Source organism: Pontiella sulfatireligans, assembly GCF_900890705.1.
GTDB classification, from domain to species: domain Bacteria; phylum Verrucomicrobiota; class Kiritimatiellia; order Kiritimatiellales; family Pontiellaceae; genus Pontiella; species Pontiella sulfatireligans.
Genome location: NZ_CAAHFH010000001.1, coordinates 3,123,431 through 3,139,342, shown reverse-complemented (window position 1 = coordinate 3,139,342; position 15,912 = coordinate 3,123,431). Strand labels below are relative to the sequence as shown.

Genomic DNA, 15,912 nt, shown 5'->3' with positions numbered 1-15,912 from the left:
ATAGTCGGTGCAAGTTTCCGGACGTGCATAACACGGAATGAACCACCCGTAGCAACAGCAGCTAATGGTCTACAGAATGCATCACTTACCGAAGGGCTGGCTCAAAGCCAGCCCTTTTTGCGTTTGCAGCAAGGGAGCTGACTTTTCTTTGCGGTAGATAGCCCGCTCACAGCGCTGGCTGTACTTTGTTTAGCCGAGCAGCCCGTCGATCAAACCTTCGGCTTTGGCCTTGCGGAGCCAGGCGGTTTCGGTGGCGCGCATTTTTTTATGCTTTTCGGGGGTGTCGTCTTCGGCGCCGGAGAGGTGGTCGAACCCGTGGGCGGTGTAGAGCGCTAGTTCGTAGTCGGCGTCGCCGCGTGCGGTGCCTTCGAGAACGGCACGGTCGACGTTGATGATGAGGTCGCCGCTCAAGGCATCGTCTTCGCCAGGAACGGGATCATAGCGAAAGCTGATGACGTCGGTGGGGCGGTTCTTTCCAAAATACTCGCGGTTGGTCTGGGTGATGCCGTCATCGTCGATGAGGACGATGCAGACTTCGCTCCAGGGTTCGGGGGCGGTTTTGGCTTCGAGTTTCTGCCCCAGCCAATCAGCTAGCTTTTGGAGCTTTTGCTGCTGAACCGGATGATTTTTCTGCTGATTGAGAATACTTGTTATCATTGTCTTTTGGGTAGGGGATGCGTCCGTGAAGCATATTGGACAGTGAAAAGATGAAGGACTGCTTAATGGTGTTGATCTGGGCCATGGTGAGGGCGGCATAGTCCATCTGTCCGTCGCGGATTTTCGTGGAAAAGATGTCGTTCATCATGTTGGCAATCTTTTGCGGCGTGGGCTTTTCGATGGAGCGCGAGGCCGCCTCGGAGGCGTCGGCCAGCGAGAGGATGGCCATTTCGGGGGTGACGGCCGGGGCGCCTCCATAGCGGAAGTCAGAGTCGTTGATGGTGTCGGGGCTGCCGTTGGAGTCGGGGCTCTGGGTTTTGGCTTTGTGGTAGAAATAGGAAATCAGGCCGTTGCCGTGGTGCTGTTCGATGGCGTCGAGGACAGGCTGGGGCAGCTTGTGGCGCTTGGCAAGGGTGAGGCCCTCCTTCACGTGGGATGAGATGACCAGCGCGCTCATATGGGGGGAAAGTTCGTCGTGCGGGTTTTCCTTGTGCTGGATGTTTTCGGTGAAGAATTCGGGTTTCGCCATTTTCCCGATGTCGTGGTAGTAGGCGCAAACGCGCACCAGCAGCGAATTGGCGCCGATGGCCTCGGCGGCGTTCTGGGCGAGCGTGGCCACCATCAGCGAGTGGTGGTAGGTGCCGGGAGCCTGGATGGCCATTTTCTGGAGCAGGGGATGCCCCATATCGGAGAGTTCGAGCAGGGTGATGTCGGTGGTGATCTTGAAGGCGCGCTCAAAGAAGGGAATGAGCAATAGCGCGAAGATGGTCGAAAGCATTCCCGAAAGGAGGGCGGCGCTGGCCTGGCCGACGAGCACGGAGGTGGCGGCCGGCGAGAGGATGGCGACGACGAGCACATAGAGCAGTTTCACGGCGCAGACCCATAGGCCGGCCCGGAAGAGGCTGGAGCGCCGGTGCACCTTGCGGGCGGTGCTGGCGGCGGTGATGGTGATCAGCATGCCCAGTGCAAAGACGGTGAATGCGTTGTCGAACAGCACGGCGGTGGCAAAGCTGGTCCAGAAGCCAAGGCAGATGGCGGCGCTGCCGCCGAGCAGGATGCCGGCGAGCAGAACGGCCAGCGCGTGGGGCACGAGGTACATCAGCATGCCGGCCGGAATCAGGGAATATTGCGCTGAAAGGTAGAGCATCAACCGAGCAAAACCCAGTGTGGTCAGCGAGAGGATCACGAGCAGCAGGATGCGGCTGGGTTGGCGGATTAAGCATGGCTCGACCACTCGCAGTATGACGGCAGAGGCAATCAAACCGGCGAGAAGAAGGAGTCCGTTGCCGACAATTTCGAGGATCTGTTCCAGAAGTTCCTGCTCTTCGATAACACGTTGTTCGTGGTGTTGAAGCAACAGCAGGGTTTGCTGCGTGGCCGTATCGCCTGCGCGCACCAGCGGCGTTCCTTCCATATACTGCTGGATGACCGGCAACACGGCGTCTGTCGCTTGCTTGCGCAGGTTTTCGGTGGCGGTCTCATCATAGGTGAGGTTGTCGACGACCAATATTGGAAGCAGGCGTTCGAGCAGCTTGCGCTGCGGCTTGCTTTCAATTTTGCTGGCGACGGCGTTGATGGCTTGCCGGGTGGATAGCGTATCTTTGAACGGGATGGTCCGTTCCGGCAGTTCCCCGCTGGTGATGGTTAGCTGGTTGTCGGGCGCATTGAGGAACCAGGTGTGGCGGTATTCCTCCGAAAGAATGCCGGTCCCCATGACAGCAGTGATGTTTTCGACGAGAATTTTCTGTGTTTGCTGGATGGTATTGGTCGGAAAAACATTGATCAGACTCGTGGTTTCAATCGATGTGCCCAATAGCAGGTCGTTCATGCTGCTGACGATCATTTGCTGCTGGTTGGTTGGCGCGATGGAAAGCTGTTTGAGGCGGTCAAAAAGGGTTTCCATCATTTTGGAGGCTCGTTGCGCCGGAAAGGGATTGATGCGAAAAACAGGGGGGACGGCTTTGGCCGCTTCGGTGCGGCTGAAGTCCGTGCTTTGAATGTTTTCGCAGTCGAAGTCGACGGCGGCCACAACGGTGGAGGGGGCTTGCTGGCCTTCGGCCAGGTCAATGTGGCGCACCATGCCGTGGCCGAAGAACAGCCAAGTGGTGAACAGCCAAAGCAGCAGGCCGAGGCCGACGGCCTTGTAGGGCACTTCCACCGAGTGCTTCGTTTCGGTTTTACGTTCGGCGATGCCTTTTTGTTTCTTTTTGAAAAGTTTGGATTTCACGGTGTGCTCCGTTGCGCGGGCTTAAACAGCTCGTCTTGCTTGATAGGCTTCAATGACTTTCTGCACGAGGGGGTGGCGCACCACATCGCGTTCGGTCAGCTCGACAAACGCCATTCCGGGAATGTTTCCAAGAATGGCGCGGGCTTCGAGCAGGCCGGATGAATTGCGGTTGGGCAGGTCGATCTGGGTCAGGTCGCCGGTGAGGGCGCATTTGGAGTCGAAACCCATGCGGGTGAGGAACATCAGCATTTGCTGCGGGGTGGTGTTTTGCGCCTCGTCGAGAATTACGAAGGCATGGTTGAGCGTGCGCCCGCGCATGTAGGCGAGGGGGGCAACTTCGATGATGCCGCGTTCGATGTGGCTTTCGATCGTCTCGGCCGGCATCATGTCGTAGAGCGCATCGTAGAGCGGGCGCAGGTAGGGGGCGACTTTCTGCTGGAAGTCGCCGGGCAGAAAGCCGAGGCTTTCGCCGGCCTCGATGGCCGGGCGCGTCAGGATGATGCGGCTGACCTCGTTTTTGAGCAGTGCGGATACCGCCATGGCCATGGCAAGATAGGTTTTTCCGGTCCCCGCCGGCCCGAGGCCGAAGGCAATCGGATTTTCGATGAGCGCATTGAGATAGATCTGCTGGCCCAGGGTTTTGGGAAAAATGGCGGGTTTGCGGGGGCTGACATCCACCCGGATGGCGGCCAGTTTTTCAAAAACGTTTTCTTCGCCGCGGTTGAAGGCATCGTAGGCATAGGCCACCGACTGCGCATTCAGGGCGTTCTTTCCCCGCGCGGCCCGCAGTTTTTCGAAAAAACTCCCAATGCGTTCCGTTGCTGCGGCAGGGCCGGTGATGGTGGCGGTGAGGTTGCGCAACACCATTTGCAGGTCATGCTCCTGCTCAATCTGAGCAACCAGCAGTTCTAGCGCCATGCCGATTTCTCGGGCTTCGCTGGCATTATCAAAATGTATTGTTGTTGTCGTCATCTCGGGGGTGCGGTCTGGCCGGTGGCCGTCGGGCTGCACAAGTCCGTGCAGCGATTTGCATGCCGTTTATTAATAGCGGATGCCTTTTTGGTTAAAATTCCATGAGCCAGAGTTAATTTGATTTGAGGGGTTCCGTCAACAGGTAAAAACCGGCCGTGAAAACGATAAAAAAACAAGGTTGGTACGAAGTTTGCTTTATATCTTCCTGTTGTTTTGAATGAAGATCACTGGAACTAGATAGGGGTATATCAAATGAATGCAAAAACCATGTTTAAAATTGCGGCCGCCACGGGCTTGGCCGCACTCTTCACCCTGTCGGGATGCGCTCCCGTAACGGTATCGAGCACTCCTCGCGGCGCCCGGGTTTACTATAAGGGAAGCGATAAGCTCGTAGGGAGCACGCCGGCGAAGGTTAATCTCTACGCCAACGCCAAGGAAATGGTGGTTCGCAAGGACGGCTATTTTTCCCAGACGGTGGTGCTCTCTCCGATCGACCCGAAAAACGTGAGCGTTGAACTGCAGCGCCGCGAAAAAGTGCTGCTGCTCAGCCATCCCAACGGCGCGCAACTCTTTGTTGAAGGCCAGGAAAAGCGCGTTGGGCTTACGCCGTTTGTTTTGAACTACGACAAGCCGTATCGCACCTTTGAGGTTCGTGCTCCGGGCTATGAAACGCAGAAATACACCATTCCGGAAGATCCGGAAGGCAACGTGGTGGTTGAGCTCGTACGGCAGGCATCGGTCATGCTGACCAGCAAGCCGAAGAATGTGGACGTGTTCGACCGTGACGGACAGAAGCTGGGCGTTACGCCGTATCCAGTGCCCGCGGTGGCGGTGGGTCAGTTCGAGTTGCGCAAAGAGGGGTACTACAACAAGGATGTTGCCGTTGGCCCCGAAACCGCAAGCCCGATGGTGGTTGAGCTGGAGCGCGAACCGATCATTATTGTCTACAGCGAGCCTGAAGATGCCATTGTGGTTCATCGCGGCGTTACACTCGGCAAGACGCCTTTCCGGCACTTGGTTAAAGAAGATATGGAGCTCGAAATCTCCGCCGACCGCTACTACACCCAAAAAGTAACGATCGCCCCCGACTCGCCGCGCAAGGTTTCCGTGGCGCTCAAGCCCAAACCTTACATCAACGTTATGAGCTCGCCGAAAGGCGCCGAGCTATACCGTTCCGGCGGCGTAGAGCTGATTGGCAAGGAGCCGGTGGAAGTGCTGGTGGAAAAAGATACGGCCTACGAAATGCATTTGCCGGGCCACGAGATCAAGCCGTTCATGCTTTCGTCTGATTCCAGCCACACCGTCATCGTGCCTCTGGTCAAGTCGGCCGTCGGCTTGGCGAAAACGGTGGTGATCGACAGCCAGCCCAGCGGCGCGTTGGTCTACCGTCCCGGCGGCGCAGAATTTATTGGAAAAACCCCCCTCGAGCAGCGTGTGGAAAGCGAACGCACCTTCGAATTGCAGCTCGAAGGCTTTATAACCAAGATTGTAACCGTTGCGCCGGATTCGGCCGACAGCGTAAAATTTGCATTGGCTAGGGATGAATCGACTGGGAATGTCACGATTAGCGACCCTCTGTTGAATACCCCTTCATCTTTCTAGCCGATGCCTTTTTCATTCCTCCCCCTGGGGAGTCCCGTTTCGGGGCTCCCCTTTTTTACGCCATGTCAGGAAAAGGAAGGCGCGCCTACATGAAAAGCAGCATGGCGGCGAGATAGAGCAGAAGCATTGCAACGGCGATGGGGAGGGTGGTCTTGCGCGATTTGGTGCGGAGCAGGGCGCCGGCAAGCAAAGTCAGCAGCACGATCAGGCCGACGCTGGTCCAGTTTTTGAAGGAGGCCTGGCGCAGCAGGCTGCGGCCGCGCAGTGCGGTATCGGCCACGAAGATGATCAGCAGGTTGAACATATTGCTGCCGAGCACGTTTCCAACAGCCATATCGAGGAACCCCATGCGGACGCTGGCGAAAGAGATGACCAGTTCCGGCAGACTGGTGGAAATGGCGAGGAAGATGGTGCCAATTATGCTGGCCTCAAGCCCGAAGCCGCCCTGTTCCGGAGGAAGCGCCATGCGCGAGCCGAGGATGGAGAGCAGGATGCCTCCGCCGATGATCAAACTGCAAAGCGCGCCGAGCACGCTGTAGAAGCGAAGCGCTGACTGTTGGGCCAGTTGTGCTTCGGAGGGCAGGTGTTCGTCTTCTTCCGCTTCGGTTTGCTGGAGGTGTTCGCGCCGAAGGATGACGGCATACATGATCGGCAGCGCTAGCACGGGCCAAGAGCATCCTAGCACGGGAATCTGCATTCCGCCGAGATTGGCGGTGGCAAAGGCAATGGAAAAAATGCCGAGCATTACGAACCCGTAGACGGTGGAGTCGGTGTGGGGATTTTCCAGTTTGGTCGGGTCAAATTTGCGTGGAAACAGCAGGGCCATCAGCGCAAGGATCAGCAGGTTGAAAACATTCGAACCGAGCATGTTGCCAACGGCTAAGTCGGCACCTTGGGCGGGGTCGGCGGACTGGATCACCGAGGTCAGCGAAACCACCAATTCCGGCAGGCTGGTGACCCCCGCCAGAAAAACCAGTCCGATCAAGCCGCTGCCGAGTCCGGTGCGGTCGCCGAGTGCATCGCCGTAAATGCTTAGGCGGATGCCTGCGAGCACCACCACTGCGGCCGTTGCCAAAAAGGCCAATACTAAGCCGGTTTGCGAACCAATCAACTGTTCAAAAAAATGCATTAGTAAATTCTACACAACTCCCGCGGTAAGAACATCATTTCTGCTCGGGTTTTTCCGTTCCGCTGTCTGTCGGAGAGGCCGGGGCCTGCGGCTGCATGTGCACGTCGAGCTGCGGGAAGGCAATAACAATGCCGGCTTCGCGGAAGGCGGCGTCCACGGCCATGTTTAGTTCGTGGGTGGCAAGCCTGAACTGATCGGCATGGGCAATGAATACGCGCAGTTCAAAGTTGAGCGAGCTCTCGCCAAAGCCGGTGAAAAAGGCGTTGGGCTCAGGATCTGCAACGGACAACCGGAAGGAGCGCGCTATGCCGAGAAGGACCGATTCCACTTTTTGGGTGTCGGACCCGTAGGCGACGCCCACCGGAATCACGATGCGCAGAATGGAGTTGGTCAGCGTCCAGTTGACCAGCTCGCCGGTGACAAACTGCTTGTTCGGAATCAGCAGCTCCTTATTGTCCCAGTCGGTAATGGTGGTGGCGCGGATCTGGATGCGGGTGACCTGGCCGCTGGTGCCGTTGACGGTGACGTAGTCGCGCACGCGGATGGGGCGCTCGAACAGCAGGATCAAGCCGGAGATAAAGTTGGCGAAGATTTCCTGCAACCCGAAGCCGAGGCCGACGGAGAGGGCGGCGGCAAGCCACTTGAATTTGCTCCAACCAATGCCAAGCATGCTTAAGCCCACGCTCACGCCTATGGCCACAACCATGTAGCGGACAACCATGGAAATGGCATAGCGCTCGCCATAGGCAATGCGGAGCTGGCGCAGCACGGCGAGTTCGAGCAAGCTGGGCAGGTGGCGCGCGCCGGCAAATGTGAGCACAAATATGATCAAGGAGGCGGCCAGATTGGCGAGCGAGACGGCGGTGGTGGCCGCTCCCCCCACATCGGTCTGGACATTCCAGAGTACGACGCGGTCGAGCAGACCCAAGGCGGGGACGGCGTCGGACCAGATGAACCACATGCCGAAGAGCATGCCGAATCCAAAAAGGATGGTCATGAGCTTTCGGGTGTTTTCGTTCAGTGTGATAAAGTTCATTTCATCGTTTTCTGCTGGGGCAGGCTCGATGGGGAGCTCGGTTTCGCCAGCCGCTTCGGCGGCGTTGCGCAGTTCCTGAAGCTCTTGGCGCTCGCGCACGCGACGGGCGAATTCCGCTTTGCGGGCGACCACTTGTATCCCGCGGATCAATAGCGCTTCGATCAGGGCAAGCACAAACACCAGCCCCAAGGTTTTTGCAAACCAATGAGACATCTGAAGCGCCGTGTAGTAGAAGCCGATCACCGTTTCAAGCATGATGATAAGCGGGATGCCGACGGCGCCGCAAAATACCAGAGCCCTAAAGCGCACGATCAGCAGGTTCGGCTCATGTTCTGTGAGATATTTCATAATGGTGGATTGCCGGCAAAAAACGCAGTAGGCGAACCGAGCGATCATGAGTTGGAGAATCATATAGCAGAGCCGTTCGAACGGCTTTGTCAGATCGGAGGCTGCCTCGGGGGCGTGATGGATTAGCGTGGTTAGCCAGAGTACGGGCAACGCGAAGACCATTAAGCGGATAAGGAGTTGCCGGAAGCGTTTAAGCGTATTTTTGTCTGCGCCAAAATGAGTTTCGACGAGTCCGGACGGACCGATGGACTGAAGCAACAGGGAACAACAGAGCGTCAATAAACCGGTCAGATAGCACGCTTGGCCGAAGGCGGATGAAAACAAGGATGTTTCGGCGGCTCCGATCCGCCACGCCAGATAAAACAGCGGCAACGGCAACGGCAGTGCTCGCAGCACCGTGTAAAACAGGGCTTCGAACGTGTAGAAAAAGCGGTCGGTACGGATTTTGGCCACTAGGCCGGCAATCGTTTTCAGCCGCCGTTTCACGCCGATTGCGGCGGCGATCAGCAAGAGTTCGGCCAGTAGCAACGCCGGCAGGAAAGGGTTGCTCGCCAGATCGATCCGCAGCACTTGGGCGAGTTCCTTCCAGTTCGAACCTTTTGCGAGGGCGGCAAAGCCCTGCACGATTAATCGAGGCGAGGTCAAGCCGAAGGCTGTATCGCTGCGGATCCATAAAATGTGCTCGGCGATGTCGTCGGCGAGCACAGCCACGCTTTCAACCACTAGGCGCTCGGCGGTGTCGAGATCGACCAGCAGGTTGAAGTAGCTGTTGTATTCAGAAATAAGGGTGTCGAGCTGGTTGCGCTGCGTGGTCAGGTATTCGGTGAGGAGCGGGGCGATATGTGCCTGATCCGGTGTTTCTCCAATTGCTTCCATGTGGAGTTTTACACTGGCGGATATGTCGCGCAGTTCCTCGCGCTGGTCGCTGAAGTCGAGCAAGGCAAGCTGGGCGAGGGCGATCTCTTTTTTACGGGCGCGGGCACGGGGCTTGTAGTGGGCGAGATCCGGCAGGTTGCTGCGTTCGCGGCTGAGCAGCTGCGCCACGGCATGCGTCAGGCCGGCCGCCTGAATCCGTTCTTCAATTTCTTTCGAGCGCTGTTGGGTGGAAAGGTTTATTTTTGTTGCCGTTTGCAGGTCGGCCGCGACGTTGCGTTGCCGGGTAGTGAGGCCGTCCTCTCCGGCGCGCAGAGCGGCCAGTTCGGCATTGTGCTTGGCAATGGCTTGGATTTCAGAATGGTGCAGCGTGGCTTCCAGCCGTGCTTGGTCTGCGCGAGCCACCTCCGCCTCGCTCTCGATGCGGCGCTGCCGGTCAACCGCCTCGCGCAGCGAAGCCGACTGGGCTTCGGCAATGCCGAGGTGACGCGTGGCCTGATCGATGCGTGCGGAGAGCAGCATTTTAAGGGTGTCGTAGTTTTTCAGCTCCATTTGGTATAGGTTGACCTGCGCTCTAGCCGACTGTAGTTCCGCAGCCGTGAGGCTTTGATGGACCTGGTCTTCCGAAGGCAGCGTTTCGTCGGTGGTTGGAGGGATCGCCGCCATTTGCTGCAGCTCGCCTTGCCGGGCGTCGGCGACGGCCAGCAGTTTAGGCAGATTGGTTTGTTCCGCGGTGAGCGTTTGGTTTTCAGCTTCGAGGCTTTTCATCCGCCGGCGGGCTTCATCCACTTTGGCTTCCACCTGAAGCTGCTGCTGCTCGAGCCCTGCCAGATTGGCGGCGTCGGTGGCCGAGATCTCCAAGGGCGGTTCCTGCATTTTGAGTTCGGTGTTGATCGCTTCAATCGTGGCGCTGGCTTGCTGCAGGTCGCGCGTCATTTTTGTGGCTTTTCCCGTCAGCTGTGCGGCTGAGTCCAAGTATGCATCCGCTTGCTCCAATTGCTTGAGCAGGGCTTGGCGGCGGACGGGTTCGATCGCGTCATTGTTTTGCACCGCGGCCACCAGTGCTTTTATCTGCTCACCGGAGACAGGCGCATTGGTTTGCGCCTTCGCGTGATTGCAGGAAAACAGCAGCAGGGCGAATAGAATTATTTGAAGTCTCATATCATCCTCACTGTTTTAATGTTGCCATAGTACGTGGTTGCCGTTGGACTGTCATTGATTCCGTGCCGAAAAATGAAGCCGTCGCTCCCGTCCTCGTTTGTTGAAATTCGAAAGAGTCAGGTAACAGTTTAGCTGATTTGCGTTTCGCCTGAACCACGGCCTGGGTGCGGTCCATCGCGTCGAGCTTTTCGCGCAAGTTGAGAATGTGGAGCTTTACCGTTGCTAAAGAAATGCCGAGTCGGTCAACGATCTGCTTGTTGCTGCACCCTTCGGCCAGCAGCGTCAAGACCTCAATCTCGCGGGGCGTCAGGCTGTCCTGCCCGCTGCGCCGCTCCAACTTCTGGGCAATGCCGGCAGGAAAGTAGGTGCCGCCGGCGGCGATTTCGTGGATGGCCTCCAGCACATCCTCCACTTCGCCGGCCTTTTTCGTGAGATAGCCCTTTACGCCGGCCTGAACGGCCAGCCAGATATCCTCTTCCGAATCTGCTAAACTGTTACCATCTGCTCAACACCTCTTGAATTTGAAAAAGCAGAGACCCTCCGGAAGCGATTGATCCCCGGCGCCCGCGAATACTGCCGGTTCGACGAGCGGGGCCGCCCGGACGAATACAAGAATCTCGACCGCCTCCACGAGCGCGTCAAGCCGCTGATGGTGCGCCGACGCAAGGCCGACGTCGAAACCGAGCTGCCCGACCGCACCGACCGCACGCTGTTCGTGCCGATGAGCCCGCTTCAAATGCAGTTCTACAAGCAGCATGAACGGCAAGTCCAAATTCTCGTTGAGCTTGCGAAAAAGCGCCCGCTCCGCAAGGAGGAACTCGACCAGCTCCAGCGCGAGCTGGCGATGATGCGGATGGAGTGCGACACGCCATACATCCTCGATCCCAAGCACAAGGTTTGCCCCAAGCTCGGCGAGATCGAAAGCCTGCTCGAAGAAGCGCTGTCCGACAAGGATGTGAAGGTCGTCGTCTTTTCCGAATGGGTCAGGATGCTCGAACTGATCCGCGAGCACTGCAAGGAGCAGGACATCGGAACCGTCTGGCACACCGGCAGCGTGCCGCAACAAAAGCGGCGCGCCGAAATCAACCGCTTCAAGAACGATCCGGATGCGCGCGTCTTCCTCAGCTCCGACTCCGGCGGCGTTGGGCTCAATCTCCAGAACGCCAGCGTCGTCATCAACTGCGACCTGCCGTGGAACCCCGCCAAGCTCGAACAGCGCATTGCCCGCGTCTGGCGCAAGCACCAAAAGCGCCCCGTCACCGTTGTGAAGCTCGTTTCCGAAAAAACCATCGAGCACCGGATGATCGAAACGCTGGCCAACAAGCAGGGACTGGCCGATGCGGTGCTCGATCGCGCCGTCGATTTTTCCGATGTAAAGATGAAGGGTAGCGGACAGAAGTTTTTCGAGCGTCTCGAACAACTCATGGAAAAGCCGACCGCTCCGAAGAAGCCCAAAGCCATCCCCGTTGCCGAACAGCCCTACGCCTTTGCCGCGCGCCTGGCCGAAGAGCTGGGCGAAACCCTGCTCGCCTGCGAAGAGCGCACGGCTGGCGGACAGTCGAAAATCGTCATCACCATCGACGGCAATCCCGCCCAGGTCAAAGAGCGCATCGACGCCATTTCCAGCGACGTGTTCGGAGAGGCGCGCGACTTCGAGATCCTCGACCGCCAGACGGCTGAAACCCTTGCGCGGCTCATCGAATCCGGTTTGCTGCAATCCGCCGGGCAGACTCGCACTTTGCATCCCGCCCCCGTGAGGCAGGAAATCCCCGAAGCGGTAAAAGCCCGGATGAACGAACTCAAATCCGAAGCCGAACGAAAGCTTTCCATGGCCAGGCTGCTCGTCGAAAACCAGTTCAACGACGGCGCAGTCCAACCCTTGCAAGACGCCATCCGGCAGCTCACGCTTTTCCAAACCGTGGAGAACGGGATGCCCGAACCAGATTTGGCGGCGATCGACTACGGCGCGTTCTGGAATCCGGGAATCGTGGAGTTCATGGCTGAACCAGATGCCGAAACTGCTCCCCTTACCCTTGAAGCGATGGAGTATGTGGTAAATCCAAAGTGACGATCGTCACTTTGGATTTACCTATAGATCTGTTCAAGTAGGAACCAGAAAGGAAAAAGAATGAAAGCTAACCAAAACAAAATTGACGAAGCCACGCTCGCTTTGCTCTATTTGGTGGTGTGGGAGCGATACGAGGATGCCGGGGCGCGGGCATGGAAAGGATTCGATTGGGATACTATGGAGAGGCTCCATGAAAAGGGCTTGATCCGTGATCCAAAGGGAAAGGCGAAATCCGTTGTTATGACCGAAGAGGGCTATCAGAAGGCCAAGGGGCTGTTCCAAAAGTTGTTTGAGGAAGAAGAGTAGGAACAGGTAATTCTGATGGGTGAAAAACATGGGAATGGTAAATCCAAAGTGACGATCGTCAGTCTGGATTTACCATGCCGATGAAATGACGGGAGAAAACGGTTATGGAAAAGGTTGAACTGACGAGTGAAATGGCGGAGGTGTTGGAGGAATATACGAAACTCCAGCAGGAGGAGCGGGAGCTACAGGAGCGCAAGCATGCACTGCAGGAAAAACTGAAGGTGCATCTGCGCGGAGAGGCGAAGCGGGTGTGGTTTCCAGAGGTGGCCGGCGAGCATTTGAAAATCAGCTACCGAAGCGTGCCGCTGGTGGAATATGACGAAGAGGTGCTTCGGTCGCGTCTTGGCGACCGCTATGAATCGATCCTCGAACCGGATATGCGCAAGCTGAAGGCGGAACTTCCAAACCTTGGAAGCGAGCTGGCGCCGCTGCTCGGGCGGATCGGCAGCCCGTCGCCCGACAAGGTGAAGGAGGCGCTTCATGAGCAGACGGTTTCGGCCGACGAGTTCAAGGGCGCGTTCACAAAGACCATGAAGGAATACATCACCGTCGCGCACGTCCCGCCGGAATAGGATGTTGTTGTAGATGAGAAAAGTAAATCCAAAGTGACGATCGTCACTTTGGATTTACCCTTCGGCTGAATGCGGAATGTTAGCCTTGGTTGTCCTTGATCCTTTTCTTGGCTTCCTTGGCCAGTATTTGATCATCCGTTTCGGCGATGCGCTGGAGGATCGGGATGGAAGGCTGCTTGAGTTTCCAATGGCCGGAAATCTCGCAGATGGCCCAGCCGGCTTCCGTGAACACTTCGGGATTGTCGAGCTGCACAGCAAGGAAGTCGAGAACCTGCGGTTCTTTGAATCGTTTGGCGCAGCTGATGATGCTTTTAATCTCGGCTGGCCGATCCGTTGTGGCGAGCGCTTTCTGGCACATGGCGAATGCCGGCTTGAAATCGGGCACTGTTCCAGCGAGGCGGATGTAGCCGCGCAGGGCAATCACGCGATGTTTATCGTCTGCTGCAGCCGTGGCCAGCTGGAGCAGCTGGCCGGCCACATCCATGCTTGGCCAGTTGGCAAGGCCGCGGATGGCGGCGTCTTGGATCTTTGGGTCGATGCTAGCCATCGCCTGCGTCAGCAGCCCTCGGGCAGCATCGCCGCCAATGCTTCCGAGCGAGCGGATGATGGCATATTTGGCTTCGCCTTTGGCTTTGTCGTAGGCTTCGATGAGCGGGAGGGCGCAGGCGGTGGTGTCGGGCAGGCGCTGGCCGGCGGTGGCGATTGATTTTTCCAGGGCCATGATTTTTTTCTTATTGTCCGTGGAAAGCATCATGTCGGCGTAGATGGAGAAATCTTTCTCCGAGACCAGACTGGCCATGCCGCTGATTGCAGAGGCACTCGTCCGGTTCCAGTCGCCTTTGGCCAACGTCACGAAAGCGGGTAGAGCGGTCTTGGCTTGGCGAGCAGTCAGGCACTCAAGCATCTTGACCTTTACCTTTTCGTTTTTGGTCGTTTCCAAGGCTTGGATTACCGCAACGTCGGTGCCGGTGGCGTTCAGCCCGCAGAGCGCGTTGTACGCATCGGCATTGTCAAGGGCGGCGTCAATCAACGGCTGGATGGATGCTGCGCCGCCCACGTGTTCCAATGCTTGGAAGGCGGCTGTTTTGATCGCGGCGTTTTCGCTTGCTGCAAGCTTCAGTACAACAGTTTCGGCTTCTGTGGCCTTGCGGTCGGAAAGTTCGCTGATCACCAGAATCTGGCTTGGAGTATCCAGTTCTTCAATTTCCTCAACGAGCTCGTCGCTCGGAAGAACGGCGAGCAGTCCAAGAGCGGTATTGCGGATGCGGGCGTTTTCTGAATTCAACTCAGCCAGCACCATATCCGCTGCTTCGTCCGCATCGGCTTTGGCGACGCCGACCAGCGCTGCGCACCGGATGTTTTCGTCGCCATCGTCCAGAAATGCTTTGTACACCTTGAGCGCGGGGTTGGACCTAAAGAAGAGAACCGAGCGCGGCTTCAACTTCTCGGCGCTTTTAATCTGCGCCATTTTCCATTCGCTGGAAAATTTCGAGTCAACCTTGGCGCCAGCCAGCGCCTTGCGCGCCTTTTTTCCGCCAATGTTGCCGAGGGCAGTGATGGCAGCACGTTGGATCTCGGCGTTTTCGCTTTCAAGGTAGGGGGCAATCGTTTTGACGGATTGCTCGGAACCTCGCTGGCCGAGCGTACCGATGATGCCAGCTGTGATTTTATTGCTGGCAGCGGGCAGCGGGGCAATCAAGGCATCGTTGGCGGAGGACGCTTTCAGGCCTTGAAGAACGCGGCGCACAAACTGCGAGAGTTCCGGATTGAGCAGTTCTTTTTCAAGAACCGGCACGCTGGCTTCGGACGCGCAGTGGCGCAACATGCGGCAGGTGTACTGCTTGCCTTCGAGCGTCGTGTCCGAGGCTTGGAATATTTCGAGCAGCGCCGCTTCGTGGGCGGCAAGCTCTTCCTGCGTGGATGCAAAGATTTTTGCTTCAACCGGGCGGCGCACGTCCTGGCCCTGTTCGGGAGTGAGCGTGCGGAGGGCGTCGAACTGCGCATAGGAAACAGCGGCCGTCAGCAACAAGCTAAATACAATGATTCGTTTCATTGGAAAGTTCCTTATTTAATTTGATCCGGCACGTTGTAGTCGCCGAGGGCGTACTGGATGCCGGCAAGGTAGTGCTGCAGGATGCGGTTGTCCCAGAAGATGTGGTGGTTGTGTCCCATCGAACAGTAGAACACGCGGCCCTTGCCTTCGGGGCGCACCCAGGTGATGCCAAAGTCGCCGTCGGTGCGTGTGACCGCTCCGGGCTTGCCGCCCTTGACGGCTTTGGTGTCGGGGTCGCTCATGTCTAGGCTGGTGATGATGCGCTGGTTTTTGCGCGAGTAGGGATCTTTGAACTGGTAGATCTCGTCCTTCACCTTGAACGATTCGCCGCAGAAGCATTCGTTGATGGGGTGGTCGGGCTCGTCGAGCTTGACCTGCACCGTGCAGCCCGCCGTCCACGGATGACCGCAGAAGAGGCCGCCCATAATCGTTGCGCCTTCTTCCCATTTGTAGAAGTTGTCGGTGGCGGCGTGAATGCCGATGATGCCTTTTCCGCCGCGGATGAACTTCAGCAGCGCGGCGCGCTGTTCCGGCGTGGGATCGAGCTTGGTGGTGCTCATGAACAGGACGGCGTCGTATTTCGCCAGATCCTTGTCGTTGAAAACATCGAGTTCCTTGGTTTCTTCGGCGGTGTAGGCTCCGGTTTTTTCGCCAAGCAGTTTTAAGGCTTCAACGCCGAGTGCAATGTTTTTATGCACATAGCCTTCGCAACGGGACACGATCAGGATCTTGCGCATTTTTTTTGGCTTGGCCGGCGCCTTGGCCGGCAGCGCCGCTTTGACTTTTTTGATGTTTTCCGGCTTCGCTGGGCCTTGCTTGTTTTTGTTGGGTGCGGCAATGGCGCAAGAGGCTAGTGCGACGATGGATAGCACGGTGATGGTTTTTTTCATGATCAAAATTCCTTCTGT

The 15,912-nt window shown here is 57.4% G+C and carries 12 protein-coding genes; 4 read left to right on the top strand and 8 right to left on the bottom strand.

Annotation, left to right across the window (positions count from 1 at the left end; all coding sequences use genetic code 11):
• Positions 1-189: 189 nt before the first annotated feature.
• Genes ybeY through SCARR_RS10915 form a run of 3 tightly spaced genes read right to left on the bottom strand, consistent with a single transcriptional unit; the run spans position 190 to position 3,856 of the window.
• On the bottom strand, positions 190-657 hold the full coding sequence (ybeY, locus tag SCARR_RS10925) for an rRNA maturation RNase YbeY (RefSeq protein ID WP_168433236.1): 468 nt from the start codon (positions 655-657) through the stop codon (positions 190-192).
• Positions 587-2,884, bottom strand: coding sequence for an HD family phosphohydrolase (locus SCARR_RS10920; RefSeq protein ID WP_136061615.1), 2,298 nt, complete (start codon positions 2,882-2,884; stop codon positions 587-589). The genes ybeY and SCARR_RS10920 overlap by 71 nt, the downstream gene beginning before the upstream one ends.
• Positions 2,885-2,905: 21 nt before the next feature.
• Positions 2,906-3,856 (bottom strand): PhoH family protein, encoded by a 951-nt coding sequence (locus SCARR_RS10915; RefSeq protein WP_136061614.1) that lies wholly within the window; start codon positions 3,854-3,856, stop codon positions 2,906-2,908.
• A gap of 252 nt (positions 3,857-4,108) precedes the next feature.
• On the opposite strand from SCARR_RS10915, the gene SCARR_RS10910 reads away from it, so the two are divergent.
• Positions 4,109-5,458 carry a PEGA domain-containing protein gene (locus SCARR_RS10910; protein ID WP_136061613.1) on the top strand — a complete coding sequence of 450 codons (1,350 nt, stop codon included), beginning with the start codon at positions 4,109-4,111 and terminating at the stop codon, positions 5,456-5,458.
• An 85-nt stretch (positions 5,459-5,543) separates the two neighbouring features.
• Here SCARR_RS10910 and SCARR_RS10905 read toward each other — a convergent pair whose 3' ends face one another.
• From SCARR_RS10905 to SCARR_RS10895, 3 genes are read right to left on the bottom strand one after another with little or no spacing between them, the layout of a single operon-like run.
• Positions 5,544-6,587 carry a sodium:calcium antiporter gene (locus tag SCARR_RS10905; RefSeq protein ID WP_136061612.1) on the bottom strand — a complete coding sequence of 348 codons (1,044 nt, stop codon included), beginning with the start codon at positions 6,585-6,587 and terminating at the stop codon, positions 5,544-5,546.
• Positions 6,588-6,621: 34 nt separating this feature from the next.
• Positions 6,622-10,005: a mechanosensitive ion channel domain-containing protein gene (locus SCARR_RS10900; RefSeq protein ID WP_136061611.1), complete on the bottom strand. Its 3,384-nt coding sequence runs from the start codon at positions 10,003-10,005 to the stop codon at positions 6,622-6,624.
• 7 nt (positions 10,006-10,012) lie between these two features.
• Positions 10,013-10,417, bottom strand: coding sequence for a response regulator transcription factor (locus SCARR_RS10895; RefSeq protein WP_222846263.1), 405 nt, complete (start codon positions 10,415-10,417; stop codon positions 10,013-10,015).
• 138 nt (positions 10,418-10,555) lie between these two features.
• Here SCARR_RS10895 and SCARR_RS10890 point away from each other — a divergent pair, with 138 nt between their 5' ends.
• The 3 genes from SCARR_RS10890 (at position 10,556) to SCARR_RS10880 (ending at position 12,951) form a co-directional block, all read left to right on the top strand.
• The gene (locus SCARR_RS10890) at positions 10,556-12,073 is read left to right on the top strand and encodes a DEAD/DEAH box helicase (protein WP_136061609.1); all 1,518 of its coding nucleotides are present in this window, start codon (positions 10,556-10,558) and stop codon (positions 12,071-12,073) included.
• Positions 12,074-12,133: 60 nt separating this feature from the next.
• The gene (locus tag SCARR_RS10885) at positions 12,134-12,379 is read left to right on the top strand and encodes a DUF6429 family protein (RefSeq protein ID WP_136061608.1); all 246 of its coding nucleotides are present in this window, start codon (positions 12,134-12,136) and stop codon (positions 12,377-12,379) included.
• Positions 12,380-12,483: 104 nt separating this feature from the next.
• Positions 12,484-12,951, top strand: a complete 468-nt coding sequence (locus SCARR_RS10880) for a hypothetical protein (RefSeq protein WP_136061607.1) — start codon at positions 12,484-12,486, stop codon at positions 12,949-12,951.
• A gap of 79 nt (positions 12,952-13,030) precedes the next feature.
• On the opposite strand, the gene SCARR_RS10875 is transcribed toward SCARR_RS10880, so the two are convergent.
• The gene (locus SCARR_RS10875; protein WP_136061606.1) at positions 13,031-15,004 is read right to left on the bottom strand and encodes a HEAT repeat domain-containing protein; all 1,974 of its coding nucleotides are present in this window, start codon (positions 15,002-15,004) and stop codon (positions 13,031-13,033) included.
• A gap of 11 nt (positions 15,005-15,015) precedes the next feature.
• Positions 15,016-15,894, bottom strand: coding sequence for a ThuA domain-containing protein (locus tag SCARR_RS10870; RefSeq protein WP_136061605.1), 879 nt, complete (start codon positions 15,892-15,894; stop codon positions 15,016-15,018).
• Positions 15,895-15,912 lie beyond the last annotated feature (18 nt).